This is a genomic window from Burkholderia sp. 572 (assembly GCF_040545135.1).
Classification (GTDB): Bacteria; Pseudomonadota; Gammaproteobacteria; order Burkholderiales; family Burkholderiaceae; genus Burkholderia; species Burkholderia cepacia.
Genome location: NZ_JBEPLH010000013.1, coordinates 57,676 through 82,085 on the forward strand (window position 1 = coordinate 57,676; position 24,410 = coordinate 82,085).

Sequence of the window (24,410 nt, forward strand, 5' to 3'; positions counted from 1 at the left end):
AGGCTCAGGCCTCAGCCGATGTCGCGCTGACCGAAGATCAGTGCGGACAGCAGCCACGACACGATGCTGTACAGGATCGAACCGAAGAACGCGGACCAGAACCCCGACACCTCGAAGCCCTTCAGCAGCGACGACGCGAACCAGAAGCACAACGCGTTCACGACGAGGATGAACACCCCGAGCGTGACGATCGTGACGGGCAGCGTCAGCAGGATCAGCACCGGGCGGATCACCGTGTTGATCAGGCCGAGCACGACCGCGATGATCAGCGCCGTGCCGAAGCTCTTGATGTGGATCGACGGCACGAGGTACGTGATGATCAGCAGCGCGAGCGCGTTGATGACCCAGGTGAGGATGACGCTCATGGAGTGCTCCGGTTCGGTTGTCGATCGGTACGATCAGTGGCCGCCGCCGGCCGTCGCGGGTGCCCGAAGGCGCGCCGCGGCAGCCGGCGATCCCGCGCCGTGCCGCCGTACCGGGTGCGCGTCGGCGACGCGCGCACGGCACCGCGGCGGCGGCGCATCGGATCAGTAGCGGTAGTGGTTCGGCTTGAACGGGCCGTCCTTCTGCACGCCGATGTACGAAGCCTGCTCGTCGGACAGCACGGACAGGTTCGCGCCGATGCGCGCGAGGTGCAGGCGGGCGACCTTTTCATCGAGGTGCTTCGGCAGCACGTACACCTTGTTCTCGTACTCGTTGCCGCGCACGAACAGCTCGATCTGCGCGAGCGTCTGGTTCGCGAACGAGTTCGACATCACGAACGACGGGTGGCCGGTCGCGCAGCCGAGGTTCACGAGGCGGCCTTCCGCCAGCAGGATCACGCGCTTGCCGTCCGGGAAGATGATGTGGTCGACCTGCGGCTTGATGTTTTCCCACTGGTACTGGCGGGTCGACGCGACGTCGATTTCCGAGTCGAAGTGGCCGATGTTGCAGACGATCGCGTTGTGGCGCATCGCCTTCATGTGATCGTGGTTGATCACGTGGTAGTTGCCGGTGGCCGTCACGAAGATGTCGGCCTTGTCGGCCGCGTATTCCATCGTCACGACGCGGTAGCCTTCCATCGCCGCCTGCAGCGCGCAGATCGGATCGATTTCGGTGACCCACACGGTCGCGCCCAGGCCGCGCAGCGACTGCGCGCAGCCCTTGCCCACGTCGCCGTAGCCCGCGACGACCGCGACCTTGCCCGCGATCATCACGTCGGTCGCGCGCTTGATGCCGTCGACCAGCGATTCACGGCAGCCGTACAGGTTGTCGAACTTCGACTTCGTGACCGAGTCGTTCACGTTGAACGCCGGGAACGGCAGGCGGCCGTCCTTTTCCATCTGGTACAGGCGGTGCACGCCGGTCGTGGTTTCCTCGGTCACGCCCTTGATGTGCGCGAGGCGCGTCGAGTACCAGGTCGGGTCCGCGTCGAGGTGCTTCGCGATCGACTTGTACAACGCGACTTCTTCCTCGTTGGTCGGCTTCGCGATCACCGAACGGTCCTTCTCGGCCTTCGCGCCGAGGATCAGCAGCAGCGTTGCGTCGCCGCCGTCGTCCAGGATCATGTTCGCGAATTCGCCGTTCGGCCATTCGAAGATGCGGTGCGAGAACTCCCAGTATTCGTCGAGCGATTCGCCCTTGAACGCGAACACCGGCGTGCCGGCTTCGACGATCGCGGCAGCCGCGTGGTCCTGCGTCGAGAAGATGTTGCACGACGCCCAGCGGACGTCGGCGCCGAGCGCCTTCAGCGTCTCGATCAGCACGCCGGTCTGGATCGTCATGTGCAGCGAACCCGCGATGCGCGCGCCCTTCAGCGGCTGCTGCGCCTTGTATTCGTCACGGATCTGCACGAGGCCCGGCATTTCGGTCTCGGCGATGTTCAGTTCCTTGCGGCCCCAGCCGGCCAGCGCCATGTCGGCGACGACGAAATCGTTGGAAGCCTTGGAATCGATAATGGCGTTCATCACGCCCTCCTTTCTAAAAAGTTTCTAGATTGGTGACGTGAGCGCCGTTCAGGAAGCGGGGCCGGTGCGACGGTCGCGATACGCGCGCCGCACGGCTGCTTGGTGAAGCTTTCCGAGCCTGGCGGACGCAGAGGTCCGTCGCAACGCTCCTCGGAAAACGGAGGGGATTGTAGCAAATCGGCGCGCGGAATGCGCACACGGATGCAGATGCCGAACGCGCGGCGTCGACGCGCGCGGCCGTCAGGAACGGTAAAGGGTCAGGATTCCGCGCCGACCCACGCCTGTTCGCGCAGCCGCGCGCGCAGGCGCGCGACGGCCTGGCTGTGCAGCTGGCATACGCGCGATTCGCTCACTTCGAGCACCGCGCCGATCTCGCGCAGATTCAGACCCCGTTCGTAGTACAGCGACATCAGCAGCTTCTCGCGCTCCGGCAGCCGCTCGATCGCCTCGACGAGCGCTTCGCGCAGGTGCTCGTCGAGCAGTGCCGACAGCGGGTCCGCGTGGTCGACGCGGTAGCGGTCGAGGAACGGCTCGTCGTCGGCCGCGCGGTCGAAATCCTCGTAGTAGATCAGCTGGCTGCCGTGCAGGTCCTGCAGCATCCCCTGGTACTCGTCGAGCGGCATGTTCAGGTGCTGCGCGATCTCGGTCTCGCTCGCCGAGCGGCCGAGATGCTGCTCGACCTGGTGCACCGCGTGCTCGACCTCGCGCGACGTCTTGCGCAGGCTGCGCGGCAGCCAGTCGTTGCTGCGCAGCTCGTCGAGCATCGCGCCGCGGATGCGCTGCGTCGCGTAGGTCTCGAACTGCGCGCCCTGGTCTTCCTTGTAGCGGCCGGCCGCGTCCATCAGGCCGATCATGCCGGCCTGGATCAGGTCGTCGAGGTCGACGCTCGCCGGCATCTTCGCGACGAGCTGCAGCCCGAGGCGGCGCACGAGCGGCGCATATTGCGCGAGCACGTCGGCCTGGGACATCTTTCCTTGAGCGTTGTACATCATGGCTCTCTCCTTCCGGTGGCACTCACGCGGCGTGTGCCGCGCCCGCCTCATACGACGGCTTGCCGCCCGCGTGCACGGCGCGGCCCGCACCCGAACGCGGGCGCATCGGCCAGTACAGCAGGTCGGCGGCAATCTGCCGGTAGTCGCGCGCGGCGGCCGACGACGGGAATGCGTCGACCGCGGCACGCGTCAGCTCGCGCGCATGCTCGACGAGCGGATCGGCGCTCACGCAGCCCGCGTCGGCGATCGACACCGTCAGGTAGCGGCTCGCGACGCCCGCGAGGTTGTCGAACGCGACCTTCGCGTCCGCGTGGCTGCCGACGTGATTGGTCAGCACGCGGAACTGCGCGAACGCATGCGCGAAATGCAGCCGCTTCATGCACGCGTATGCCTCGGTGATCGCCTGCGCCGCGACCCGCGTCACGACCAGCACGTCGTGCGCTTCGCGGGCGAGCGCCGAGAACGAACCGTCGGCGCCGAGCTGCGCGTCGACGAGGACGATGTCGGCCGGCCCGTCGATGAAATCGCTGAGCTGCGCGTCGGTGTAGCCGGCGCGCGCGAGCCGCGCGGCGGCGCACAGGCCGAAGCCGGCCGCGACCCGCGTGCGCTCGCCGTCACGCAGCCACGCGCCCGCGAGCGTCGCGCTGGCCGAATGCACGTCGGCGCGCTCGTCGACGACGAGCACGTCCTTGCCGAGCGACGCGAGCGCCGCCGCGAGGTTCACGACGGTGGACGTGCAGCCGACACCCGCCGGCCCGCCCGTCACCGCGACGATGCGCGACGCGCGCCCGGCCAGCAGGCGCCGCAGCCCTTCGGCCTGGTCGATGATTTGTTTATCCAAATCGCACCTCGTGCAGCTCGGCGGTGGAACGTGCGGTCAGTGCGGAAAGCAGCGTCGGCATGTCCTCGTCTTGCGGCACGAAGGGCGAGCCGTCGCGCGGCACACAGAACGCGCTCTTCAGCAGGAATCGGGTCGATGCGACGTACAGGTTCTCCGGCACCTTCTGGCCGGTCGACACGTAGTGGATCGGCAGCTTGTAGCGGATCACCGTGTCGAGCACGCCGCCGAGGTGGGTCGCCTCGTCGAGCTTCGTGAGGATGCAGCCGGCCAGGTCCGGATGCTCGCCCGCGCTGCGGTACGCCTGCACGACCTCGTTGAGCGTGTCGCCATGGCTCGTCGCGTTGAGCAGCAGCAGGCGCTGCACCGGCGCGTTCGCGCCGTGCAGCATCGCGATCTGGTCGGATACCGCGCGGTCGCGCTGGCTCATGCCGATCGTGTCGATCAGCACGATGTGCTTGTTGCGCAGCTCGGACAGCGCGAGCGCGAGATCGCCCGCATCCTTCACCGCGTGCACGGGCACGCCGAGGATCTTGCCGAAGATGCGCAGCTGTTCGTGGCCGCCGATCCGGTAGCTGTCGGTGGTCAGCAGCGCGACCTTGCTCGCGCCGAAGCGCATCACGCAGCGCGCGGCCAGCTTCGCGGTGGTGGTGGTCTTGCCGACGCCCGTCGGCCCCATGAGCGCGAACACGCCGCCGCGCTCCATCAGCGCGTCCTCGCTGTCGAGCACCGGCAGGTTCGCCGCGAGCACCGACTGCGCCCATTCGGCCGCCTGTTCGAAGCTCTGCGCGCCGTCGCCGGACGGCATGTTGTCGACCAGCATCCGCACGAGCTGCGCGGAGAAACCGGCCGAGAACAGGTGCTTCGTCAGCGCGCCATGCACGGCGCTGCGACGCTGGCGGTCGTGCCACATCAGGCTGTCGAACTGCTCTTCCATCATCCCGCGCAGCTCGCCGAGCTCCTGCATCACCGTGTCGTTGACGATGCGCTCGATGCGCGACTTCACCGCATCGGCCACCGCGGCGGCGGCGTCGGCGGACAGGCGCGTGCGCTCGGCCGCCTTCGCGGCCTGCGCAGCGCCCGGGTCCGGCACGCGGGTCGCGGCGGCCGGCATCCGGCGTTCGGCGTCGCGCACGATGTCGCGCGCCCAGCCGGGCGGCGTCGCGCTCGCGGCGGCCTGCGGGGCCGGCGGGCTCGGCTGCGGCGCGGCGGGCGCCGCCTGCGTGCGCGCCATCAGCGCATCGCGCTGCTGGGTCAGGCGCTTCGCGTGCTCGACCAGCCACGGTGCGGGTTCGGAAGTCGCGGCCGGCGCACCGGCGGCGGCGCCGGCCAGCGGGTCCGCCTCGAGCGTCGAGGCTTGCGCGGCCGAGTCATCCGAGCCCGAGTCCGCGTCCGCCTCGGCGCTGGCGCCGAACACCGACGAGAACACGTCCGGCAACCCGCCTTCGCCTGCCGCATACGGATTGGCGGCCGGGCGGGCGAGCGCCGCGCCCGGGCGCGACACGATGCCCGGCACCGCGGCGGCGGGCACCGATTCCGGCACGCGCGGCGCGGCCATGCGTGCGCGCGCCGCGGCCGGCGGCGCCACGGCGGCCAGGTCCGAATCGGCGAGGGCGACGATTTCCACGCTGCCGTCATCGAGCGTGCGGTTCGACAGCACGACCGCGTCGGCGCCGAGCGCCTCGCGCACGAGACGAAGTGCGTCGCGGCTCGTTGCGCCGGTGAATTTGCGAATGTTCAAGCGGAACCCCCGATGACGTTAACGACTTTGATCGTGCGTGTGTCCGGCACTTCGGCGTACGACAGCACTTTCAATTGCGGCAGGCTGCGGCGCAGGAAACGCGCGAGCATCGCGCGCAGCGCGTGCTGCACGAGCAGCACGGGCGGCAGCCCGAGATTCTGTTGACGCAGCATCGCCTGCTGCGTGCCGGTCAGAAGGTTGTGCGCGAGGCCGGGTTCGAGGCCCGGGTTCGCGCCGGTGGCGAGCGCCTGCGACAGCACGCGTTCGAGATTTGCGTCGAGGCCCATCACCTGCATCTCGCCCGCGCCCGGATACCACTGCTGCGTGATCGCGCGGCCGAGCGCGAGCCGCACCGCGGCCGTGATCTCGAACGCGTCGCCGCGGCCCGCGTGTTCGGACACGGCCTCGAGGATCGTGCGCATGTCGCGGATCGGCACGCCTTCCTCGAGCAGGTTCTGCAGCACCTTCTGCAGCGTCGTCAGCGAGATCGTCTTCGGCACGAGGTCCTCGACGAGCGACGGCGCGTCCTTGCCGGTGCGCTCGACGAGCGCCTGCACTTCCTGGCGGCCGAGCAGCTCGGCCGCGTGCTGGACGACCAGATGGTTCAGGTGCGTCGCGACGACCGTGCTCGCGTCGACCACCGTGTAGCCGTACACCTGCGCCTGTTCGCGCATCGCGACGTCGATCCACACGGCCGGCAGCCCGAACGCGGGATCCTGCGTGACGGCGCCCGGCAGCGCGGCCGTCACCTGGCCGGGGTTGATCGCGAGCCACTGGCCCGGGAACACTTCGCCGACGCCGATCTCGACGCCCTTCAGCGCGATCCGGTACGCGTTCGGCCGCAGTTCGAGGTTGTCGCGGATATGGATCACGGGCGGCAGGAAGCCGATTTCCTGCGCGAATTTCTTGCGGATGCTCTTGATGCGCTTGAGCAGTTCGCCGTCGCTGTTCTTGTCGACGAGCGGGATCAGCCGGTAGCCGACTTCGAGGCCGAGCGGGTCGATCAGCTGCACGTCGTCCCAGGTCGCCTCGTGGCTGTCGGACGGCAGCACGGCGGGCGGCGCGATGTCGGTCAGGTCGCCGGCCGCCTTGCGGGCCGCCGCGCGCTTCGTCTGCGTGCGGGCCAGCCAGATCGCGCCGCCGCCGAGCGCGAGGAACGCGAAGTGCGGCATGCCCGGGATCAGCCCCATCAGCACGATGATCGCGCCGGTGATGTTCAGCACGCGCGGGTTCGTGAACAGCTGGCCGGTGATCTGCGTGCCGATGTCCTCGTCGGTCGCGACGCGCGACACGATCACGCCGGCCGCGGTCGAGATCACGAGCGACGGGATCTGCGCGACGAGGCCGTCGCCGATCGTCAGCAGCGTGTAGTTCGTGCCGGCCGCGGCGAACGTCATGTCGTGCTGGACCATCCCGACGATCAGCCCGCCGATCACGTTGATCGCCATGATGATCAGGCCGGCGATCGCGTCGCCGCGCACGAACTTCGACGCGCCGTCCATCGACCCGTAGAACTCGGCTTCCTGCGAGACGGCCAGGCGGCGCTTGCGCGCCTGCTCTTCGTTGATGAGGCCCGCGTTCAGGTCGGCGTCGATCGCCATCTGCTTGCCGGGCATCGCATCGAGCGTGAAGCGCGCGGACACTTCGGCGATCCGCCCCGCGCCCTTCGTGATCACCATGAAGTTGATGATCATCAGGATCACGAACACGACGATGCCGACCGCGAAGTTGCCGCCGACGAGGAAGTGGCCGAACGCCTCGATCACCTGGCCGGCCGCGTCCGGCCCGGTGTGGCCCTCGAGCAGCACGACGCGCGTCGACGCGACGTTCAGCGACAGGCGCAGGAGCGTCGAGAACAGCAGCACGCTCGGGAACGCCGCGAAATCGAGCGGCTTCATCGTGTACATGCTGACGAGCAGCACCATCACGGACAGCGCGATGTTGAACGTGAACAGCAGATCCAGCAGCATCGGCGGCAGCGGCAGGATCATCATCCCCAAAATCATGCAGATGAGGATCGGGCCCGCGAGCGCGCGCAGGTTGGTGCCCGCGAACGGATTCTGGCGCTTCGCGAACAGGCCGGTCGGGGTGCTCATGCCGCGCCTCCGTTACCGAGCGTGTCTTCGGCTTCCTCGCGTTCGTCGTCGGCGGAGACCGACGCGCCCTTGTCGAGGTCGGCCGGCACGTCCAGGTCGACCGGCACCGCCGGGAACGCGCCGCCTTCCGAACGGAAGCGCTTAAGCTGGTAGACCCACGCGAGCACTTCGGCGACGGCCGAGTACAGCGAGCCGGGAATCTCGCGTTCGAGTTCGACGTTGTGATACAGCGCACGCGCGAGCGGCGGCGCTTCGAGCAGCGGCACGTTGTGTTCGGCCGCGAGTTCGCGGATGCGCGCGGCGACGAGGTTCACGCCCTTCGCGACGACCTTCGGCGCGCGCATCTCGCCGTCCGTGTATTGCAGCGCGACGGCGAAGTGCGTCGGGTTCGTCACGACCACGTCGGCCTTCGGCACGGCCGCCATCATCCGGCGCCGCGCGATCGCGCGCTGCTGCTGGCGGATCCGCCCCTTCACGTGCGGATCGCCTTCGTTCTCGCGATGCTCGCGCTTCACTTCTTCCTTCGTCATGCGCAACTTCTTGTTGTACTGCCAGATTTGGTAAGGCACGTCGAGCGCGGCGACCACCAGCATCCCGGCGACCGTCGTGCCGCAGCACACCGCGACCAGGTGCAGCGCATCGGGCAGCGCCACGCCGAGCGGCTGCGTCGCGAGACCGAGCAGCTCGTCCTTGCTGCGCCAGATTGCGATGCCGCCGATCCCGCCGACGACCAGCGTCTTCGCGATCGACATCCCGAGCTGGATTGGCCCCTGGATCGAGAAGATCCGGCCGAGGCCCGAGATCGGGTTCAGGCGGTCGAACTTCAGTTCGAACGTCTTCTGCGAGATCAGCCAGCCGCCGAGCGCCATCGGCGCGAGCAGCGCGGCGACACCGGTGAGCGCGAGCAGCGGCAGCAGCGCGGCGAAGCCTTCGAGGCTCGCGCTGCCGGCCGCCGACAGCATCCGGTTCGTGTCGAACGCGGTGGCGCGATCGAACATGAACGCGCCGCGCAGCATCGCCTGCAGATGCCCGCCCGACGGGCCCGCGAGCAGCCAGGCACCGTAGAACCCGGCCGCGAGCAGCGCGAACGAAGCCAGTTCGCGCGAACGCGCGACCTGCCCCTCCTCGCGCGCCTTCTCGCGGCGCCTGGGAGTGGCGGCTTCGGTCTTGTCGAGATCGCTCTCGTCTGCCACGGGGCCTCCAGTCGGGTACGGCGGAATGCCGCTTTCCAGTGACACCGATTATTCATGGAGGCGTCAAACACCGATCGGTCGAGCAAAGCCGGGAAAGGGGGGTATTTCGGGGAATCGGGCGAGCCGGTGCAAACGCGGCCGGACGGGGCCGGAAGGGGGACGGAACGGGGTGCGGCGAGGCGGCGAAACGGGGCGGCCGGTGCGATGGCGGGGGTGGGCGCGGGGCGCGGGGCGCGGGGCTTCGGGCTTGGGGCTTGGGGCTTGGGGCTTCGGGCCGAGCGACGACGGCGCGAAGCTGGGAAATGGTGAAGCGGTTGGTGAAGCGGTGAAGCGGGACCGGCGCGAAACCAGGCCCCGACGCGACGGCGTCGCGCGCCGGGGCAGGCGTCGGTCAGGCCGCCGCGATCGGGTCCGCGCCGAAGCGGTTCGGGCCTTCGGTGCCGCGCGAGCACATCCACACGAGCAGCAGGATCCCGCCGACGATCGGGATCAGCGCCAGCAGCAGGAACCAGCCCGAGCGGCCCGTATCGTGCAGCCGGCGCACGCTGACCGCGATGCTCGGAATGATCAGCGCGAGCGAAATCAGGCCGAGCACGACGAGCAGCAGCAGCGTGATCAGGCCCGCGTCGTGGCTCCCCGCGCCGACGACCTGCGCGACGATCGACAGCACGCAGGTGAGCAGCGCGAAATACCAGTATTCGGCACGGCGCGCGCGGCCTTCGAATGTCGCGTATTTATTGAGTACGGAACGAACGGCTTCTGAAAAATTCATCTTATTACCCTCCTGTTTTATATTGACGACCCCGGAAACAACGCCGGCATTATATGTTTGAATTTCGGCGGACTCCAATCTATTTTCACATGGCGGGTAATGCGCACGCCCGGCTGCAGCGCGCGCCGGCACGGCGCGGGAACGGCTGCCGCAGCGGAATGCGGCGCCGCAGGCTTGCATGCCGCGTCATTTTAATAATCTTGAACACCTGACATAAACGACAGCCCCCCGATAATCCAGCACCTGATTACATCCGAATGAAACCGGGGCGATCGATAATCGCCGCGAGTACCGCATTCGATTAACCGGCCGGTATTACGCCGGCGCGCAAAGCGCGCTACGCTTCGTCATTTCCGATTCCGGTCGAACCGCACCATGCTCCGTCATCCGTTCGTTCCGTCGCTGTCGCTTGCCTGCGCGCTGGCAGCCGGCTGCGCGGGCACGCCGGCCCTGCCGCCCGGCGCGCAGGCGCCTGACGCACCCCACCCCGGCACGATCGCCCTGCACCATGCGTGGAACGGGTCGACGCAAACCCTGCGCGCGCAGGATGTCCCCGCGAGCGTCGCTTTCCGCTGCGCCGACGCGCGCGGCGAACCGTCGGAACGCGCCCGCGCGGCCTGGTGCGTGCCGGTCGTCGAGATCGAATCGGTGTCGGTCGATGCCGCCGGGCGCCCGGTCGCGCCGGCCGATGCCGTCCGGATCGAAAGCACCGCGTACGGGCCCGGCCACCGCTTCCTCGACCATACGCAGCTGATGCGTACCGGCCGGCCGCCGGTCTAGCGCCCGTATGCGGCGATCACGGGCTTTCTCTCCCCTTGCCGGCCATTGCGCACCGCGAGGCCCCGTTCACGCCGATAACAGGCCGGCGCACGCGCCTAGCCCGCCGCCCGCTGCAGCGCGGCGAGATCGAGCTTCTTCATCGTCATCACCTGCGCCATCACGCGCTCGGCGCGCGCGGGATCGCCCGCCATCAGTTCCGGCAGCTGCACCGGCACGACCTGCCACGACACGCCGAACCGGTCGCGCAGCCAGCCGCACTGTTGCGCGCGCTCGTCGCCGCCTTCGGACAGGCGCGCCCAATAGCGGTCGATTTCGTCCTGGTCCCGGCAGTTGACGACGAACGACACGGCCGGCGTGATCTGGAACACGGGGCCGCCGTTCAGCGCGATGAACGCCTGCCCGTCGAGCTCGAACGCGACGGTCATCACCGCGCCCTCCGCGCTGCCGGATGCGTGCGCGCCGGCCTTGCCGTAGCGCGCGACGTGCACGATGCGCGCGTTGTCGAACACCGACACGTAGAAACCGGCGGCCGCCTCGGCGTCGCGGTCGAACCAAAGGAACGGGGTGATGCGTTGTATGCGCGAGCTCATGACGCTGCCTCCTCGATGTCGTGCCGGCACGGCCGCCGGTATTACATCGTAGGCGCTGTGCCCGCACGCGGCGGCGCTCCGGCCCGGCCGGCCGTGCCGTGCGCGGCCGCCGGATAAAAAAAGGGGGCGATCTCTCGCCCCCCGTTCCCTTCAGCGTGCGGCCCTGCCGCGTCAGAACGCGACGAAAGGCGCCGCGCCGCCGGTCGAGGTCTTGTCCATCCCGAAGTAGATCGTCCTGCCGTAGAAGTGCGGCATGCCGATGTCGAGCCAGCTGGACGAACCGAACGGGCCCGCGATGTCGTTGAACGCGTACGTCGACGGGTTCGAGAACAGCGAATCCGCGTTCGCGATGGACATCGACACGGTCGCGGCCACGCCGTTCTGGCCGCTCAGCGTCGCCGAGTAGCTGGCCGGCGGCGATGACGGGCAGTAGAACTGCGTGTTCTTCGAGCAAACCGTCTGCCCCGAATCGTTGAAGAAATACGCGTTCGAGCCCGTATCGAAGAACGCGGTCACGTTGCGCCCGAGGAACGTCGCGCTGACGTCGCCCGTCGTGGTCGACGTCATCACGGTCTTCCCGGTCAGGTCGGGCAGGCCGAACGTCAGCGTCCCGGTGGAGCTGGCCTGCCCGCTGTTCGAGATGCCCGGCATCGTCACGCTCACCCCGCTGCTGTCGGCGAAATGATGAACCGGGTTGGCCACCTGCTGCGCCACCGGCACGAGCGCGACCGCGCAGTTCGCGTTGTCGCCGTTCGGGCACGCGTAGTAGTTGTTGCTCGACGACGTCGACGTCGCGCAGGTCGTGCCGCAGTCGACCGGCGCCGGCCCGATGCCGAGAATCCCGTTCGCACCGAGCGCGCTCGCCGAATTGGCCGACGCACCGCCGTTCGTGCACGAGGCCGGCACGTTCGTCGTGCCGAGGTCGCCGATGATCTGCACGGGCAGCGAGCGCGCCTGCTCGGCGCCGATCGACAGGTCGACCGTGCGCACCGAACCCCACGTATAGCTCGACACGAACTTGCCGCACTCGGCGACCGGCGCGCCGCCGCTCGTCACCTGCGGGAGGCTGCCGAGCACGCCCGACACCGCACTGCCGACGAGCCGCAGCCCGTAGGACGCGGTATCGACGAGCACGTTGCTGACCACCTGGCAGTTCGACGTGCCCGGCGCGCAGACCTTCACGCTGATGGTCGGGATGTTGATCACGTTCGCCACGCCGGCGTTGACGTTGACGACGGCCGTGTTCCCGGAGTTGCCGTCCGAGCCGCCCGAACCGTTGTTGCCGTTGTTGCCCGAGTTGCTGCTGCCGCCGCCGTCGCCGCCGCCGCCGCATGCGGTCACGAGGACGGCCGTTGCCGCCGCGAGGCCCAGCACGCCGAGCCAGCGCTTGAATGTACGAGGAATGCTCAAGATCGCTCTCCCGCTGTCACTGGATGTCGGTGCCGGCCAGGCCGGCAGGCAGCGCCGCCGGCAGCCAGGCCTGGCCCGAGAAGGCGCCCATGTGGCCGCCCGTCCGGATCACGAGGCCGCTCGTGTCGACGGACACGGGTGCGCGCCAGCCGCGCGCCTTGTGCGCCGCCTGGACGCCGGCGGTGTACTGCGGGAAATAGCTGCCGAGCAGCGACGCGAGATCCGGCATCGTCGGCCCTTGCCATGCGAGGCCGAACACGCTGCCGGCGGCCGACGTGTACTCGTGAATGACGGTGCCCGACCCGAGCGTGATTTCGCGGACGGTATAGGCGGCGGTACTCGCCTGCACGCCGTCCGCCGAACGCATCGCGCGCTGCAGCGCGCGCACGCTTGCGGCCTGATCGTCCGCCGGCGGCGACATCGGTGCGCCGCCCAGTTCGGCGTGCGCGTGGACGGCCCACAGCACACCCGTTGCAGCCGTCGCGTGCGCGACGGCGCGGCCCAAGCGTTTCAGCTTCACATTCCCTCCCACGGGACTGGCTTCGTGGCGGCGTGCGCGGCGATCATGCCCGCGCCGCCTGCCGACGTATGAGTCGTATGAATGACGCTTCGTTGCTGCTGACGCGTAGTATGCCTGCTGAGTGTGTCGAAGTGTCAATTCGACGCAGGCCGACCGGCGCGTGCGCAGGCGGCTAGCCCGGGTAAACGTGGTGGCCGTTGTGGGAACGGCGCGACGCATGCATCGCGCAGCCCCGCGAAACGGAGGCGCGCCGATGCACGCGGCAGGGTCAGAAGCCCAGGCTGGCGAGCAGGTCGTCGACCTGCCCCTGGTCCTGGACCACGTCGGATTTGCCTTCCGGCGCGATCTGCGGGCCGTTCAGCAGCGACTCGGGGCTGCCGGTCGAGCTCATCTGCTCGGCGGCGAGCGCGGCCGCGGTGGCCGCGAACTGCTCGCGCCGCTCGGGCGCGATGTTCTCGACGAGCACCGTGAGGAGCTGCTGCTCGATCAGGTAGACCATGTCCATGATCTTCTTGATCACCTGGCCGGTCAGGTCCTGGAAATCCTGCGCGAGCATGATCTCGAGCAGTTGCGCGCTGGTCGCCGACGTCGATTCGGGCAGCGTGCGCAGGAACGTGCGCGTATCGTCCATCAGCTCGCGCACTTCCGCGTGCTCGATCGGCGCCGCATACCACTGCGCCCAGCGCGCGTCGAGCGCTTCGGCTTCGTTCTGGAGGCGCGCCTGCATCGGCTTGGCCACCTCGATCGCATTCAGCACGCGCTCGGCGGCCTGCTCGGTCATCGTCGCGACGTAGCGCAGCCGGTCGCGCGCATCGGGCACGGCTTCGGCCGCCCGCTCGACATGCTTGTCGAGCCCGAGCTCGCGCATCGAATCGCGCAGCGTGCGCGTGACATGGCCGATGCGCGCGAGGATGCGGTCGCTCGCGTAATCGGCACCTTCGGCCTGGCCGTCTGCGCTGAACCCGGCGCCCGTCAGCGCGGCATGGATCGGCTCGTTCACGTCAGCTCCCGGCCTTCGCCATCTTGTCGATGATCTTGTTCAGCTTCTCGTCGAGCGTCGCGGCCGTAAACGGTTTCACGACGTAGCCGCTCGCGCCGGCCTGCGCCGCCGCGATGATGTTCTCCTTCTTCGACTCGGCCGTGACCATCAGCACCGGCAGGTGCGTGAGCGTCGCGTCCGCGCGGATTTCCTTCAGCATCGCGAGGCCGTCGAGGTTCGGCATGTTCCAGTCCGAGATCACGAAGTCGTAGCCGCCGCCGCGCAGCCGCGCGAGGCCGGCGAGGCCGTCCTCGGCCTCGTCGACGTTCGAGTAGCCCAGCTCCTTGAGCAGGTTGCGGACGATCCGGCGCATCGTCGGGAAATCGTCCACCACCAGGATTTTCATGCTCTTGTCCATCGTCGTTCCTTTCCAGATTCGTTTCCGTCGGGACGCGTATCGTGGCACGCGCCCCGTGACATTCCATTCAAACGCGCTGCACGCGATCGCCCATCGTCGCCAGGCGCGCCATCACGCGACGGCTCATGTCGGCGAGCGGCGCGATCTCGTCCGCGCCGCCGAGCGCGATCGCCTCGCGCGGCATCCCGAACACGATGCAGCTTGCTTCGTCCTGCGCGAACGTGTGGGCGCCCGCGCGTTTCATTTCCAGCAGGCCGGCCGCGCCGTCGCGGCCCATCCCGGTCAGGATCACCCCGATCGCGTTCTTGCCCGCGTGCGTCGCCGCCGAGCGGAACAGCACGTCGACCGACGGGCGGTGCCGGTTGACCGGCGGCTCGTCCGACAGTTGCGCAATATAGTTCGCCCCGCTCCTCGCAAGCAACAGGTGCGCGTGGCCCGGCGCGATATACGCGTGGCCCGGCAGCACGCGCTCGCCGTGCTCGGCTTCCTTCACCGCGATCCGGCACAGGCCGTTCAGCCGCTGTGCGAACGATTTCGTGAAGCCCGGCGGCATGTGCTGCGCGATCAGCACGGCCGGCGCGTCCGGCGGCAGCGGCGTCAGCACTTCGCGGATCGCCTCGGTGCCGCCCGTCGATGCGCCGATGATGATCAGCTTCTCGGTACTGACGAGCGGGTTGTTGATCATCGGCGCGGCCGCGTGGCTGTCCGCCGCGCGCGCGACGGCCTGCGGCTGCGGCGCCTGGCGCACGCGCGCACGCGACGCCGCGCGGATCTTGTCGGCGAGCTTTTCCGCGTAGTCGAGCATCCCGTCGCGAATCCCGACGCGCGGCTTCGTGACGAAATCGACCGCACCGAGCTCGAGCGCGCGCAGCGTGATTTCCGAGCCGCGCTCGGTCAGCGACGACACCATCACGACCGGCATCGGCCGCAGGCGCATCAGCTTCTCGAGGAAGTCGAGCCCGTCCATGCGCGGCATTTCGACGTCGAGCGTGAGCACGTCGGGGTTGTGCTGCTTGATGAGCTCGCGCGCGACGAGCGGATCGGGCGCGGTCGCGACCACCGTCATGTCGGGCTGGCTGTTGATGATCTCGGTCATCAGGCTGCGGATCAGCGCCGAATCGTCGACGCACAATACTTTGATCTTCTGCACTGCGGTCATGCCTCCTGCTTTCTTGATAGGTTCGCCGCATACGGGCTGCCGGCTGGCGGGTTCGCTGCCCGTGAGCCGCTGGAGCCGCTGGAGCCGCCGGCACCGCCCGGCGCCGCGCCGCGCGCGCCGAACAGCTCGATACGCGGGCGCGCCGGCTGCGGCGCGGCCGGCCGTTTCGCCGCAAACAGCTCGACGTGGGGACGCGGCCGCGCGGCGCGCAGGCGGTCGGCCTCGCGCGCGAGCGCGGCTTCGCGCTCGGTCACGCCCGGCACCTGCAGCCGCAGCTTCTTCACCATCGCGCGGCCCGTGCGCGGCATGAATGCGACCTTGCGCGGATGGACGTCCTGCAAGTCCTCCGCGGTGATGCGGATGCGTTCGAGCGCCAGGTAGCGGCGCACGAAATCGGCGTTGCGATCGCCGATGTTGATCGTCGTCATGCCGGCCAGCACGGCCGCGCCGCCGAACACCTTCGCCTCGAAGCGCTCGCGGCGCCCGCCGGCCTTGATCAGCTCGTTGATCAGCACTTCCATCGCGTACGCGCCGTAGCGCATCGAGTCGGACGCGGCCGCGCCCGCATCGGCGCCGTCGTCGGGCAGCATGAAGTGGTTCATCCCGCCGATGCCCGCGTACGGATCGTGAATGCACGCGGCGACGCACGAGCCGAGCACGGTCATCAGCACCATGTCCTCGGACGTCGTGTAGAACTCGTTCGGCAGCAGCTTCACGCCGGGCAGGCCGAAGTGGCTGTCGAAGTAGCGATTGGTCGCGATCGGCAGTGCGCTCATCCGCGCTCTCCAAAGGCGGGCGCGGCGCCCGCGGCCCGCGCACGCACCGGCGACGCCGTCGCGGCCGCCGCGGGCGCCTGCGCGCCACGCGGCCGCGCGCCCTGTGCGGCGTCGCGGGTCAGTTCGTACACCGTCTGCCCGCGCAGCCGGAACGCCTGCGTGACGTACGTGAAGTTTTCCGAATGGCCGGCGAACAGCAGCCCGCCCGGCTTCACGAGCGGCTCGAAGCGCGACAGCACCTGCCCCTGCGTCGGCTTGTCGAAATAGATCATCACGTTGCGGCAGAAGATCGCGTCGAACGGCTTCGCGATCCCGTAATCCGCATCGGTCAGGTTCAGCTGCTCGAAGCGGATCATCGCGCGCAGCTCGGGGCGCACCTTCACGCGGCCGGCCTGCGCGCCCGTGCCCTTCAGGAAGAAGCGCTTCAGCCGCTCCGGCGCCAGGTGCTTGACCTGGTCATACGTGTAGATGCCGGCCTCCGCCTTCGCGAGCACCTGCGTGTCGAGGTCGGTCGCGAGGATCGACGCGCCGCGCGCGGCCGATTCGCCGAGCGCCTCGATCAGCGTGATCGCGATCGAGTAAGGCTCCTCGCCGGTCGACGCCGCCGAACACCAGACCGATACGGGCGCCGGCCGCCCCTTCACGAAATCCGACAGGATCGGGAAATGGTGCGACTCGCGGAAGAACGCGGTCAGGTTCGTCGTCAGCGCATTGGTGAACGCTTCCCACTCGAGCGGATCGTCTTCCTGCTCGAGCAGGTCGAGGTAGTCGCGGAACGTGTCGAGGCCGCGTGCCCGCAAGCGGCGCGCGAGACGGCTGTACGCCATGTCTCGCTTGTGCTCGGACAGCGAGATCCCCGCGCGTTGATGGATCAGCGCGCGGATGCGTGCGAAATCCGCGCCCGTGAACGCGAAGTCGCGCCCCGGCTCGCCCGCGCGAGGCGAGGCATCCGGTGCATCGGGTCGAAACGGCGCGCGCGCGTGCGACATGATTTAGAAGGTCTCCCAATCGTCATCGGACGTGCCGGACGTGGCCGGCGCCGGCTTCTCGCCGTTCAGCGCCGGGCGCACGAGCGCGGGCTTCGCGGCCGGCTTGTCGGCCGGCGCGGCGGTTTTCGCGAGACGCGGCCCGTAGCCGCCCGCGGCGGCGCCGCGGGAAGCCGGCGCGTCCTTCTGCGCATGCGCACCGGCATCGGCCGCGCGCTTCGGTTCGTGACCGGCGCCCGACGCGGCCGCGGCACGCGGCGCCGGCGCGGCACGCCGTGCCGGTTGGGCGGCGGCCTGCGGGGCCGGCAGCGCGGCGACCGGCGCCGCGTCGAAACGCGGCGCCGACGTCAGCGCCGGCGCATGCGCCGGTTCATGCGCGACCGGCCGCGCGACACCGCGCGACGGCGCGAGCACGATGCCGCCCGCGACGCGCCAGCCGGCCACAACCGTCTTCATCTGGCGCGTCTGCTCCTCGAGCGACGCGGCCGCGGCGGCCGCCTGCTCGACGAGCGCCGCGTTCTGCTGCGTGACCGAATCCATCTGGCCGACGGCGCGGTTGACCTGCTCGATGCCGGTCGACTGCTCGTCCGACGCGGCGCTGATCTCGCCCATGATGTCGGTCACGCGGCGCACGGCCTGCACGATCTCGTCCATCGTCGAACCGGCGCGCGACACGAGCGCCGACCCGCTTTCGACCTTCTCGGCCGAATCGCCGATCAGCTGCTTGATTTCCTTCGCGGCGCTCGCGCTGCGCTGCGCGAGCGAGCGCACCTCGCCCGCGACCACCGCGAAGCCGCGGCCCTGTTCGCCCGCGCGCGCGGCTTCGACCGCCGCGTTCAGCGCGAGGATGTTGGTCTGGAACGCGATGCCTTCGATCGTGCCGATGATGTCGACGACCTTGCCCGAGCTCGCCGCGATGTCCTGCATCGTCGACACGACCTGGCCGACCACGTCGCCGCCCTGCGTCGCGATGTCGGACGCGTTCACCGCGAGCTGGCTCGCCTGCCGCGCGTTCTCCGCGTTCTGGCGCACGGTGCCCGTCAGCTGCTCCATGCTCGACGCGGTTTCCTGCAGCGACGCGGCCTGCTCCTCGGTACGCTGCGACAGGTCGGTGTTGCCGGTCGAGATCTCGCGCGCGCCGACGTCGATCGACTCGGTGCCGCGATGCACGGCCTGCACCATCGTCGTGACGGCGTCCTGCATCCGCTTGATGCCGCCGAACAGGCGGCCGATCTCGTTGGTGCTGAACACGTTCACCGGCTCGGTGAGGTCGCCGCCGGCGATGCGCTCGAAGTGCGCGATCGCGTCCTCGAGCGGCTGCACGATCAGCCCGCGCAGCGCGAAGCGGATCGCGATCACGACGACGAACGCGATCGCGATGCCGGCCGCGATCAGCCCGATCATCAGCGAGATCTGCGATTGCGTCGCGGCCTGGCGATCTTCCGCGCGCTTCTGCAGCGACGCGACCACGGCCGCTGCCGCCTGGTCGTACGCGACGAACATCGGGCTGATCTTGGTATCGGCGACCGCGTGGTACGCGGCCATGTCGCCCGCGCGCGCGGCCGCGAATTCGGGCTCGACGCCTTCCTTCACGATCGTCGCATAGCGTGCGGCGAGTTCGTCGACGAGCGCCTGCTCGACGCCGAGCTTCGGCGTGGCCTGGAACGCCTGCCAGTTCTGGTTCGACTTCGCGTACAGCTCCTGCGCGCGGTCGAGCACCTTGGCCGCGTCGGCCGTGTTGCCGGCTTCGGTCAGGGTGCGGAAGCGGTCGAGCGCCACGCGCGCGCGCAGCAACTGCGCCGACGTGTCATCGAGCGCATGGATCGCCGGCAAGTCGACGTGCGCGATCTCGTCGAGCGAGCGGCTCGCTTGATTCAGCGCGTACAGGCCGAGCCCGCCGACGGCTGCGGCCAGCGCCACGAGGATGAGTCCGACCGCCGTGAGCGTCGTGCGGATCGACCAGTTATGCAACATTGCAGATTCTCCCGAAATTCCTGCGCGCGCGGCGCGCTTACCCGCCGAGCGTCTCGATCAGCGCCATTTCACGGCTCGACATCAGCTTCTCGATGTCCATCAGGATCAGCATCCGGCCGTCGACCGTGCCGAGGCCCGTCAGGTACTCGGTCGTCAGCGTCGCGCCGAATTCCGGCGCAGGCATGATCTGGTCGGTCTGCAGCGTCAGCACGTCCGACACGCCGTCGACCACCATCCCGACCACGCGATGCGCGACGTTCAGGATGATCACGACCGTCTGGTGGTCGTACTCGACGCGGCCGAGATGGAACTTGATCCGCATGTCGACGATCGGCACGATGATCCCGCGCAGGTTGATCACGCCCTTGATGAAATCCGGCGCGTTCGCGATGCGCGTGACGCTGTCGTAGCCGCGGATTTCCTGCACCTTCAGGATGTCGATCCCGTATTCCTCGTCGCCGAGCGTGAACACCAGGAATTCCTGGCCCGTCGCGTCGCCTTGTTCCGCGTCGCGGCGGCTCGTTGCCGCGTTCGCCGCGGCCGGATTGATCATTTGGACTTCAGCAGACACGTTTGCCCCCAATCGGTTGAATGGCGAGAGACATCAGAACATCGCGAGCTCGGCGCCGGCACGGGCGCCGTGCGTCGCACGGGTTTCGCGGTTCAGCGCCGCGACGTCGACGATCAGCGCGACGCTGCCGTCGCCGAGGATGGTCGCCGCCGAGATGCCGTGCACCTTGCGGTAGTTGGTTTCGAGGTTCTTCACGACCACCTGCTGCTGGCCGACCAGTTCGTCGATCAGCATCGCGAAGCGGCGCCCCTCGGTTTCCATGATCGTGACGATCCCCTGCGTCGGGTCGGTGCGCGCGTCATCGACCGAGAACACCTCGTGCAGCGCGACGAGCGGCAGGTATTCGCCGCGCACGCGCACCACGCGCTCGCCGTTGCCGACCGTGTAGATGTCGTCGTTCGACGGCTGCAGCGACTCCATCACGAAGTTCAGCGGCAGGATGAAGATCTCGTTGCCGACCTTCACCGACATCCCGTCGAGGATCGCGAGCGTGAGCGGCAGCACGATCCGCGTGGTCGTGCCGCGGCCGGCCTGCGACGTGATCTCGACGTGGCCGCCCATCGACTGGATGTTGCGCTTCACGACGTCCATCCCGACGCCGCGGCCCGACACGTCGGTCACCGTCTCGGCGGTCGAGAAGCCCGGCGCGAAGATCAATTGCCAGACTTCGTCGTCGCTGATGTTGTCGGATACCTGCATGCCCTGCTTCGCGGCCTTCGCGAGAATGCGTTCGCGGTTCAGGCCCGCGCCGTCGTCGCTCACCTCGATCACGATGTTGCCGCCGTGATGCGCGGCCGACAGCACGAGCTGGCCGACCGCGTCCTTGCCGGCGGCGACGCGCTTGTCGACCGTCTCGATCCCGTGGTCGAGGCTGTTGCGCACGAGGTGGGTGAGCGGATCGATGATCCGTTCGATCAGGCTCTTGTCGAGCTCGGTCGCCTGACCGAACGTGACGAGCTCGACCTGCTTGCCGAGCTTGCCGGCGAGGTCGCGCACGAGCCGCGGGAAGCGGCTGAACACGTAGTCCATCGGCATCATCCGGATCGACATCACCGCTTCCTGCAGGTCGCGCGCGTTGCGCTCGAGCTGCGCCATCCCGTTGAACAGGCGGTCGTGCAGCGCCGGATCGAACGCGCTCGCGGTTTCCGCGAGCATCGCCTGCGTGATCACGAGTTCGCCGACGAGGTTGATCAGCTGGTCGACCTTCTCGACGCCGACGCGGATCGAGCTGCCTTCGGCGCCCGAAGCGGCCGCGGCGGCCGGGCGCGCGCGCTTGTCGTCGTGATGCGCGGCGGCCTGCGGCGCGTGGTCGGCGTGCGCTTGCTGGGCCGGCTGCGGCGCGGGCGCGGCGGCGGCCGGCGCGGCGGGCGCGGGCGGCGGTGCCGATGCCGGTGCGGCCGGTTGCGCGGCGGCCTGCGGCGCGAAGACCTCGGCGCGCACCGGCTGCGCGGCGGCGGCCGGTTCTGCAGCGGGAGCCGGTGCCGCAGCGGGTGCCGCGGCTTCATGAGCGGCGGCCGGCGCGGCCGGCGCCGTGCCGTGCGCGACGCGGATCTGGCTTTCGTCGATCACGAAGCAGCACACGGCGACGATGTCGTCGGACGGCACGTCCGATTCGACCCACAGCGTCAGGTCGGCGCCCGCTTGCTCGCGGCCCACGATCCGGCCGAGGTTGCCGAGTTCCTCGGTCAGCAGCTCCTGGTCCTTCGCGTCGACGCCCACGAGCGTGATCTTCAGGTGCGGGCCGCCTTCGTCCGCGCCGGCATCGGCCGCCGGATGCGCAGCCGCGACGGCCTGCTCGACCACGTGGTCGGGCGCGCGATCGTCGCCGGCGGCCGTCTCTGCGGCCGGCGCGACCGGTTCGGCGACAGCGGCGACCGGCGCGGCAGCGGCAGCCGGCGCATCCGCCCCGCTCTCGGCCTTCAGCCGCTCGAGCTTCGCGCAGATCGTCGCGGCGGCGGCCGCGTCCGGTTCGGCGCTCGCACGGTAGTCGACGAGCTGGTCGGACAGCACGTCCTTGGTCTCGAGGAACGCGTCGACCATTTCCTTGGTCAGCGTCAGCTCATGGTTGCGTGCGCGGTCGAGCAGCGATTCGAGGATGTGCGTCGTATCGGTCAGCGCGGAAAAGCCGAACGTCGCGGCGCCGCCCTTGATCGAATGCGCGGCACGGAAGATCGCGGCCAGATCCTCGGGGTCGGGCGAACCGACGTCGAGGTTCAGCAGCAACTGCTCCATCTGCGCGAGCAGCTCGTCCGCTTCGTCGAAAAATGTCTGGTAGAACTGAGTGATGTCGAGAGTCATGCCCGGTCCCGGGTTGAATGCGTCGCGTGAATGTCAGGAGGCGGCCGGTTCGGACAGCGTCGCGACCAGGTCGACCAGCACGGCGGGGTCGATCGGCTTCTCGATCCAGCCGGTCGCGCCCGCGTCGCGCGCGGCGTCCTTGAATGCGTCGCTGCCTTCGGTCGTCAGCACGAGGATCGGCGTTTCCGTATAGGCGGTCAGCTTGCGCAGCGCGGCGATCACTTCGAGCCCGCTCTTGCGCGGCATGTTCTGGTCGGTCAGCACCAGGTCGTACGGCACGGTGGCCGCCAGGTCGAAGCCGGCCTCGCCGTCCGGCGCCACCGTCACGTCGTAGCCGGCCTGCGCCAGCGTCGCCTGGAGCAGCGCACGCATGGTCGCGGAGTCGTCGATGGCGAGAATGGTTCGGATCATGTCTGTCTCGGAATCTTTTAAGCGTCAGGGTTTCGGCACGGCGACGGCGGACGCCGCGAGCGCCGGCCGCGCGGCCGGCGCCGGGCCGGCCAGCTGCTGCGCGAGCTGCTGCGAGCCGGCCGCATCGGCCGACAGCGTCGTGGTCGTCGCATCGTCGCGCATCAGCGCCTCTTCGGATTTGCGGTTCAGCACGATCACGCTGATCCGGCGGTTTTCCGGATCGAGCGGGTCGGCCTTGTTCAGGTTCTGCGTCGACGCGAGGCCGAGCACCCGCAGCACCTTCGCCTCGTCCATGCCGCCGGAGATCAGCTCGCGGCGCGACGCATTCGCGCGGTCGGCCGACAGTTCCCAGTTGCTATAGCCGCCCTCGCCGCCCGCGTACGGCACGGCGTCGGTATGGCCCTGGACGATGATCCGGTTCGGCACGTCGTTCAGCGTCTTGCCGATCTCGCGCAGGATGTCGCGCATGTACGGCTCGACGTTGTCGCTCGACATCGCGAACATCGGCCGCTTCTGCGAATCGACGATCTCGATGCGCAGGCCCATCAGCGTCGAATCGATGCGGATCTGCTGCTTGAACTGGCGCAGCGTCGGGTTGGCCTCGATCGCGGCCATCAGCTTGATCTGCAGGTCGTGCAGGCGCGCCTGCTCGAGCCGGTCCTGCGCACCCTGCGCCTGCGACCGGGAATTCTCGTCGCCCGCTTTCGCGAGGCGCTCGGCGAGCTGCGTCATGCCGTCGGTGCGGCGCAGCGTGCCGGCGTCGACGCTCGACAGGTCGCGGCCGCCGCCGTTGATGATGCTGGAATCCTGCGAGCTGCGGTCGCCGCTGCCGAACAGCGCGGCCTTCAGCGGCGTGTTGAAGTATTCGGCGATCCCCTTCAGCTGCACCGGCGTGACCGAGCTCAACAGCCACATCAGCAGGAAGAACGCCATCATCGCGGTCATGAAGTCCGCGTACGCGAGCTTCCATGCGCCGCCGTGGTGGCCCTTCTTCGCCGGGGCCACCCGCTTGACGACGATTGCGCGATCCTTGCTCTTGCTCATTGGCGGCTCCGCGTCACTTCGCCTTCACGCGGCGCACGTGCTCTTCGAGCTCGGAAAACGACGGGCGCTCGGTCGAGAACAGCACCTTGCGGCCGAACTCGACCGCGATCGCCGGCGCATAGCCGTTCAGCGTCGCGAGGATCGTCACCTTGATGCACTGGAACATCTTGGTCGACTCGGCGACGCGCTGCTCCGCGAGGCTCGCGAGCGGCCCGATCAGCCCGTACGACAGCAGGATCCCGAGGAACGTGCCGACCAGCGCCTGCGCGATCATCGCGCCGAGCACCGCGGGCGGCTTGTCGGCGGACGCCATCGTGTGCACGACGCCCATCACGGCCGCGACGATGCCGAACGCCGGCATCGCGTCGCCGACGCGCATCAACGCATGCGCGGGGCCTTCGCCTTCCGCGTGGTGCGTCTCGATCTCCTCGTCCATCAGGCTCTCGATCTCGAACGCGTTCATGTTGCCGCCCACCATCAGGCGCAGGTAGTCGGTCAGGAATTCGACGATGTGGTGATCGGCGAGGATCTTCGGGTATTGCGTGAAGATCGGGCTTTTTTCCGGGTCGTCGATGTCGGCCTCGAGCGTGAGCGTGCCTTCCTTGCGTGCCTTCGCGAGCAGCACGTAAAGAAGCGCCATCAGCTCCATGTAGACATCCTTCGTGTATTTCGAGCCCTTGAAGAGCGTCGGCAGCACGCGCAGCGTCGCCTTGATGGTCTTGCCGCCGTTGCCGAGGATGAATGCGCCGACGCCGGCACCCACGATCATCAGGATCTCGACGGGCTGGATCAACGCGCCCAGATGCCCGCCTGCCAGCGCATAACCGCCGAAGACGGACAACAGCGTCACGAGTGTTCCCACGATAATCAGCACTGCCTGTCCCTCACGAATGACCGGCGGGGAGACCGCCGTTAA

The 24,410-nt window shown here is 68.9% G+C and carries 23 protein-coding genes and 1 riboswitch; of the genes, 1 reads left to right on the forward strand and 22 read right to left on the reverse strand.

Features of this window, described 5'->3' with window-relative positions:
- Positions 1-11 precede the first annotated feature (11 nt).
- The 8 genes from ABIC51_RS24360 to ABIC51_RS24395 form a co-directional block, all read right to left on the reverse strand.
- A complete protein-coding gene (locus ABIC51_RS24360) occupies positions 12-365 on the reverse strand; it encodes a phage holin family protein (RefSeq protein WP_006477367.1) in 354 nt (117 codons plus the stop codon).
- Between the two features lie 162 nt (positions 366-527).
- A complete protein-coding gene (ahcY, locus tag ABIC51_RS24365) occupies positions 528-1,946 on the reverse strand; it encodes an adenosylhomocysteinase (protein ID WP_027788633.1) in 1,419 nt (472 codons plus the stop codon).
- 32 nt (positions 1,947-1,978) lie between these two features.
- A riboswitch (S-adenosyl-L-homocysteine riboswitch) is annotated at positions 1,979-2,104 on the reverse strand.
- Between the two features lie 99 nt (positions 2,105-2,203).
- The gene (locus ABIC51_RS24370) at positions 2,204-2,938 is read right to left on the reverse strand and encodes an RNA polymerase sigma factor FliA (RefSeq protein ID WP_006484033.1); all 735 of its coding nucleotides are present in this window, start codon (positions 2,936-2,938) and stop codon (positions 2,204-2,206) included.
- Between the two features lie 22 nt (positions 2,939-2,960).
- Positions 2,961-3,779 carry a nucleotide-binding protein gene (locus tag ABIC51_RS24375; protein WP_027788634.1) on the reverse strand — a complete coding sequence of 273 codons (819 nt, stop codon included), beginning with the start codon at positions 3,777-3,779 and terminating at the stop codon, positions 2,961-2,963.
- Positions 3,772-5,517, reverse strand: coding sequence for a flagellar biosynthesis GTPase FlhF (gene flhF, locus ABIC51_RS24380; protein ID WP_354006663.1), 1,746 nt, complete (start codon positions 5,515-5,517; stop codon positions 3,772-3,774). The genes ABIC51_RS24375 and flhF overlap by 8 nt, the downstream gene beginning before the upstream one ends.
- A complete protein-coding gene (gene flhA / locus ABIC51_RS24385; protein WP_021162676.1) occupies positions 5,514-7,613 on the reverse strand; it encodes a flagellar biosynthesis protein FlhA in 2,100 nt (699 codons plus the stop codon). Before flhA ends, flhF begins: the two co-directional genes overlap by 4 nt.
- Entirely contained in the window at positions 7,610-8,806 is a 1,197-nt protein-coding gene (flhB, locus tag ABIC51_RS24390; protein ID WP_027788637.1) for a flagellar biosynthesis protein FlhB, read from the reverse strand. The genes flhA and flhB overlap by 4 nt, the downstream gene beginning before the upstream one ends.
- Before the next feature lie 391 nt (positions 8,807-9,197).
- Complete coding sequence (locus ABIC51_RS24395; protein ID WP_060174989.1) at positions 9,198-9,578, reverse strand: DUF805 domain-containing protein; 381 nt, start codon at positions 9,576-9,578, stop codon at positions 9,198-9,200.
- A gap of 375 nt (positions 9,579-9,953) precedes the next feature.
- Between ABIC51_RS24395 and ABIC51_RS24400 the strand changes: the two genes are divergently transcribed.
- Positions 9,954-10,358, forward strand: coding sequence for a hypothetical protein (locus ABIC51_RS24400; RefSeq protein ID WP_059694423.1), 405 nt, complete (start codon positions 9,954-9,956; stop codon positions 10,356-10,358).
- Between the two features lie 95 nt (positions 10,359-10,453).
- Here the strand turns inward: ABIC51_RS24400 and ABIC51_RS24405 are convergent, their stop codons facing one another.
- The 14 genes from ABIC51_RS24405 to motA form a co-directional block, all read right to left on the reverse strand.
- On the reverse strand, positions 10,454-10,948 hold the full coding sequence (locus ABIC51_RS24405) for a VOC family protein (RefSeq protein ID WP_354006664.1): 495 nt from the start codon (positions 10,946-10,948) through the stop codon (positions 10,454-10,456).
- 171 nt (positions 10,949-11,119) lie between these two features.
- Positions 11,120-12,358, reverse strand: coding sequence for a DUF3443 family protein (locus ABIC51_RS24410; protein WP_124672472.1), 1,239 nt, complete (start codon positions 12,356-12,358; stop codon positions 11,120-11,122).
- 16 nt (positions 12,359-12,374) lie between these two features.
- On the reverse strand, positions 12,375-12,878 hold the full coding sequence (locus ABIC51_RS24415) for a DUF2844 domain-containing protein (protein WP_027788642.1): 504 nt from the start codon (positions 12,876-12,878) through the stop codon (positions 12,375-12,377).
- A gap of 268 nt (positions 12,879-13,146) precedes the next feature.
- Entirely contained in the window at positions 13,147-13,878 is a 732-nt protein-coding gene (gene cheZ / locus ABIC51_RS24420) for a protein phosphatase CheZ (RefSeq protein ID WP_027788643.1), read from the reverse strand.
- A 1-nt stretch (position 13,879) separates the two neighbouring features.
- A complete protein-coding gene (gene cheY, locus ABIC51_RS24425) occupies positions 13,880-14,275 on the reverse strand; it encodes a chemotaxis response regulator CheY (RefSeq protein WP_006485893.1) in 396 nt (131 codons plus the stop codon).
- A gap of 67 nt (positions 14,276-14,342) precedes the next feature.
- The gene (locus tag ABIC51_RS24430; RefSeq protein WP_027788644.1) at positions 14,343-15,434 is read right to left on the reverse strand and encodes a protein-glutamate methylesterase/protein-glutamine glutaminase; all 1,092 of its coding nucleotides are present in this window, start codon (positions 15,432-15,434) and stop codon (positions 14,343-14,345) included.
- Complete coding sequence (gene cheD / locus ABIC51_RS24435; protein WP_059694427.1) at positions 15,431-16,210, reverse strand: chemoreceptor glutamine deamidase CheD; 780 nt, start codon at positions 16,208-16,210, stop codon at positions 15,431-15,433. The genes ABIC51_RS24430 and cheD overlap by 4 nt, the downstream gene beginning before the upstream one ends.
- Positions 16,207-17,199 (reverse strand): CheR family methyltransferase, encoded by a 993-nt coding sequence (locus tag ABIC51_RS24440; RefSeq protein WP_060174986.1) that lies wholly within the window; start codon positions 17,197-17,199, stop codon positions 16,207-16,209. Before ABIC51_RS24440 ends, cheD begins: the two co-directional genes overlap by 4 nt.
- 3 nt (positions 17,200-17,202) lie before the next feature.
- A complete protein-coding gene (locus tag ABIC51_RS24445; protein ID WP_175862293.1) occupies positions 17,203-19,170 on the reverse strand; it encodes a methyl-accepting chemotaxis protein in 1,968 nt (655 codons plus the stop codon).
- Positions 19,171-19,207: 37 nt separating this feature from the next.
- Positions 19,208-19,723, reverse strand: a complete 516-nt coding sequence (gene cheW, locus ABIC51_RS24450; RefSeq protein WP_021164320.1) for a chemotaxis protein CheW — start codon at positions 19,721-19,723, stop codon at positions 19,208-19,210.
- Positions 19,724-19,774: 51 nt separating this feature from the next.
- Positions 19,775-22,039, reverse strand: coding sequence for a chemotaxis protein CheA (gene cheA, locus ABIC51_RS24455; protein WP_354006665.1), 2,265 nt, complete (start codon positions 22,037-22,039; stop codon positions 19,775-19,777).
- Positions 22,040-22,072: 33 nt separating this feature from the next.
- Positions 22,073-22,450: a response regulator gene (locus tag ABIC51_RS24460; protein WP_021164383.1), complete on the reverse strand. Its 378-nt coding sequence runs from the start codon at positions 22,448-22,450 to the stop codon at positions 22,073-22,075.
- Positions 22,451-22,474: 24 nt separating this feature from the next.
- Positions 22,475-23,494, reverse strand: coding sequence for a flagellar motor protein MotB (gene motB / locus ABIC51_RS24465; RefSeq protein WP_027788648.1), 1,020 nt, complete (start codon positions 23,492-23,494; stop codon positions 22,475-22,477).
- 13 nt (positions 23,495-23,507) lie between these two features.
- A complete protein-coding gene (gene motA, locus ABIC51_RS24470) occupies positions 23,508-24,368 on the reverse strand; it encodes a flagellar motor stator protein MotA (RefSeq protein WP_011350592.1) in 861 nt (286 codons plus the stop codon).
- Positions 24,369-24,410: the final 42 nt, after the last annotated feature.

Excerpts from the sequence above, each read along its gene's own strand:
- ABIC51_RS24360 (WP_006477367.1), bottom strand. The coding sequence starts at position 365 with ATGAGCGTCATCCTCACCTGGGTCATCAACGCGCTCGCGCTGCTGATC.
- ahcY (WP_027788633.1), bottom strand. The coding sequence starts at position 1,946 with ATGAACGCCATTATCGATTCCAAGGCTTCCAACGATTTCGTCGTCGCC.
- ABIC51_RS24370 (WP_006484033.1), bottom strand. The coding sequence starts at position 2,938 with ATGATGTACAACGCTCAAGGAAAGATGTCCCAGGCCGACGTGCTCGCG.
- flhA (WP_021162676.1), bottom strand. The coding sequence starts at position 7,613 with ATGAGCACCCCGACCGGCCTGTTCGCGAAGCGCCAGAATCCGTTCGCG.
- ABIC51_RS24395 (WP_060174989.1), bottom strand. The coding sequence starts at position 9,578 with ATGAATTTTTCAGAAGCCGTTCGTTCCGTACTCAATAAATACGCGACA.
- ABIC51_RS24400 (WP_059694423.1), top strand. The coding sequence starts at position 9,954 with ATGCTCCGTCATCCGTTCGTTCCGTCGCTGTCGCTTGCCTGCGCGCTG.
- ABIC51_RS24405 (WP_354006664.1), bottom strand. The coding sequence starts at position 10,948 with ATGAGCTCGCGCATACAACGCATCACCCCGTTCCTTTGGTTCGACCGC.
- cheY (WP_006485893.1), bottom strand. The coding sequence starts at position 14,275 with ATGGACAAGAGCATGAAAATCCTGGTGGTGGACGATTTCCCGACGATG.
- ABIC51_RS24430 (WP_027788644.1), bottom strand. The coding sequence starts at position 15,434 with ATGACCGCAGTGCAGAAGATCAAAGTATTGTGCGTCGACGATTCGGCG.
- cheD (WP_059694427.1), bottom strand. The coding sequence starts at position 16,210 with ATGAGCGCACTGCCGATCGCGACCAATCGCTACTTCGACAGCCACTTC.
- ABIC51_RS24440 (WP_060174986.1), bottom strand. The coding sequence starts at position 17,199 with ATGTCGCACGCGCGCGCGCCGTTTCGACCCGATGCACCGGATGCCTCG.
- ABIC51_RS24445 (WP_175862293.1), bottom strand. The coding sequence starts at position 19,170 with ATGTTGCATAACTGGTCGATCCGCACGACGCTCACGGCGGTCGGACTC.
- cheW (WP_021164320.1), bottom strand. The coding sequence starts at position 19,723 with ATGATCAATCCGGCCGCGGCGAACGCGGCAACGAGCCGCCGCGACGCG.
- cheA (WP_354006665.1), bottom strand. The coding sequence starts at position 22,039 with ATGACTCTCGACATCACTCAGTTCTACCAGACATTTTTCGACGAAGCG.
- ABIC51_RS24460 (WP_021164383.1), bottom strand. The coding sequence starts at position 22,450 with ATGATCCGAACCATTCTCGCCATCGACGACTCCGCGACCATGCGTGCG.
- motB (WP_027788648.1), bottom strand. The coding sequence starts at position 23,494 with ATGAGCAAGAGCAAGGATCGCGCAATCGTCGTCAAGCGGGTGGCCCCG.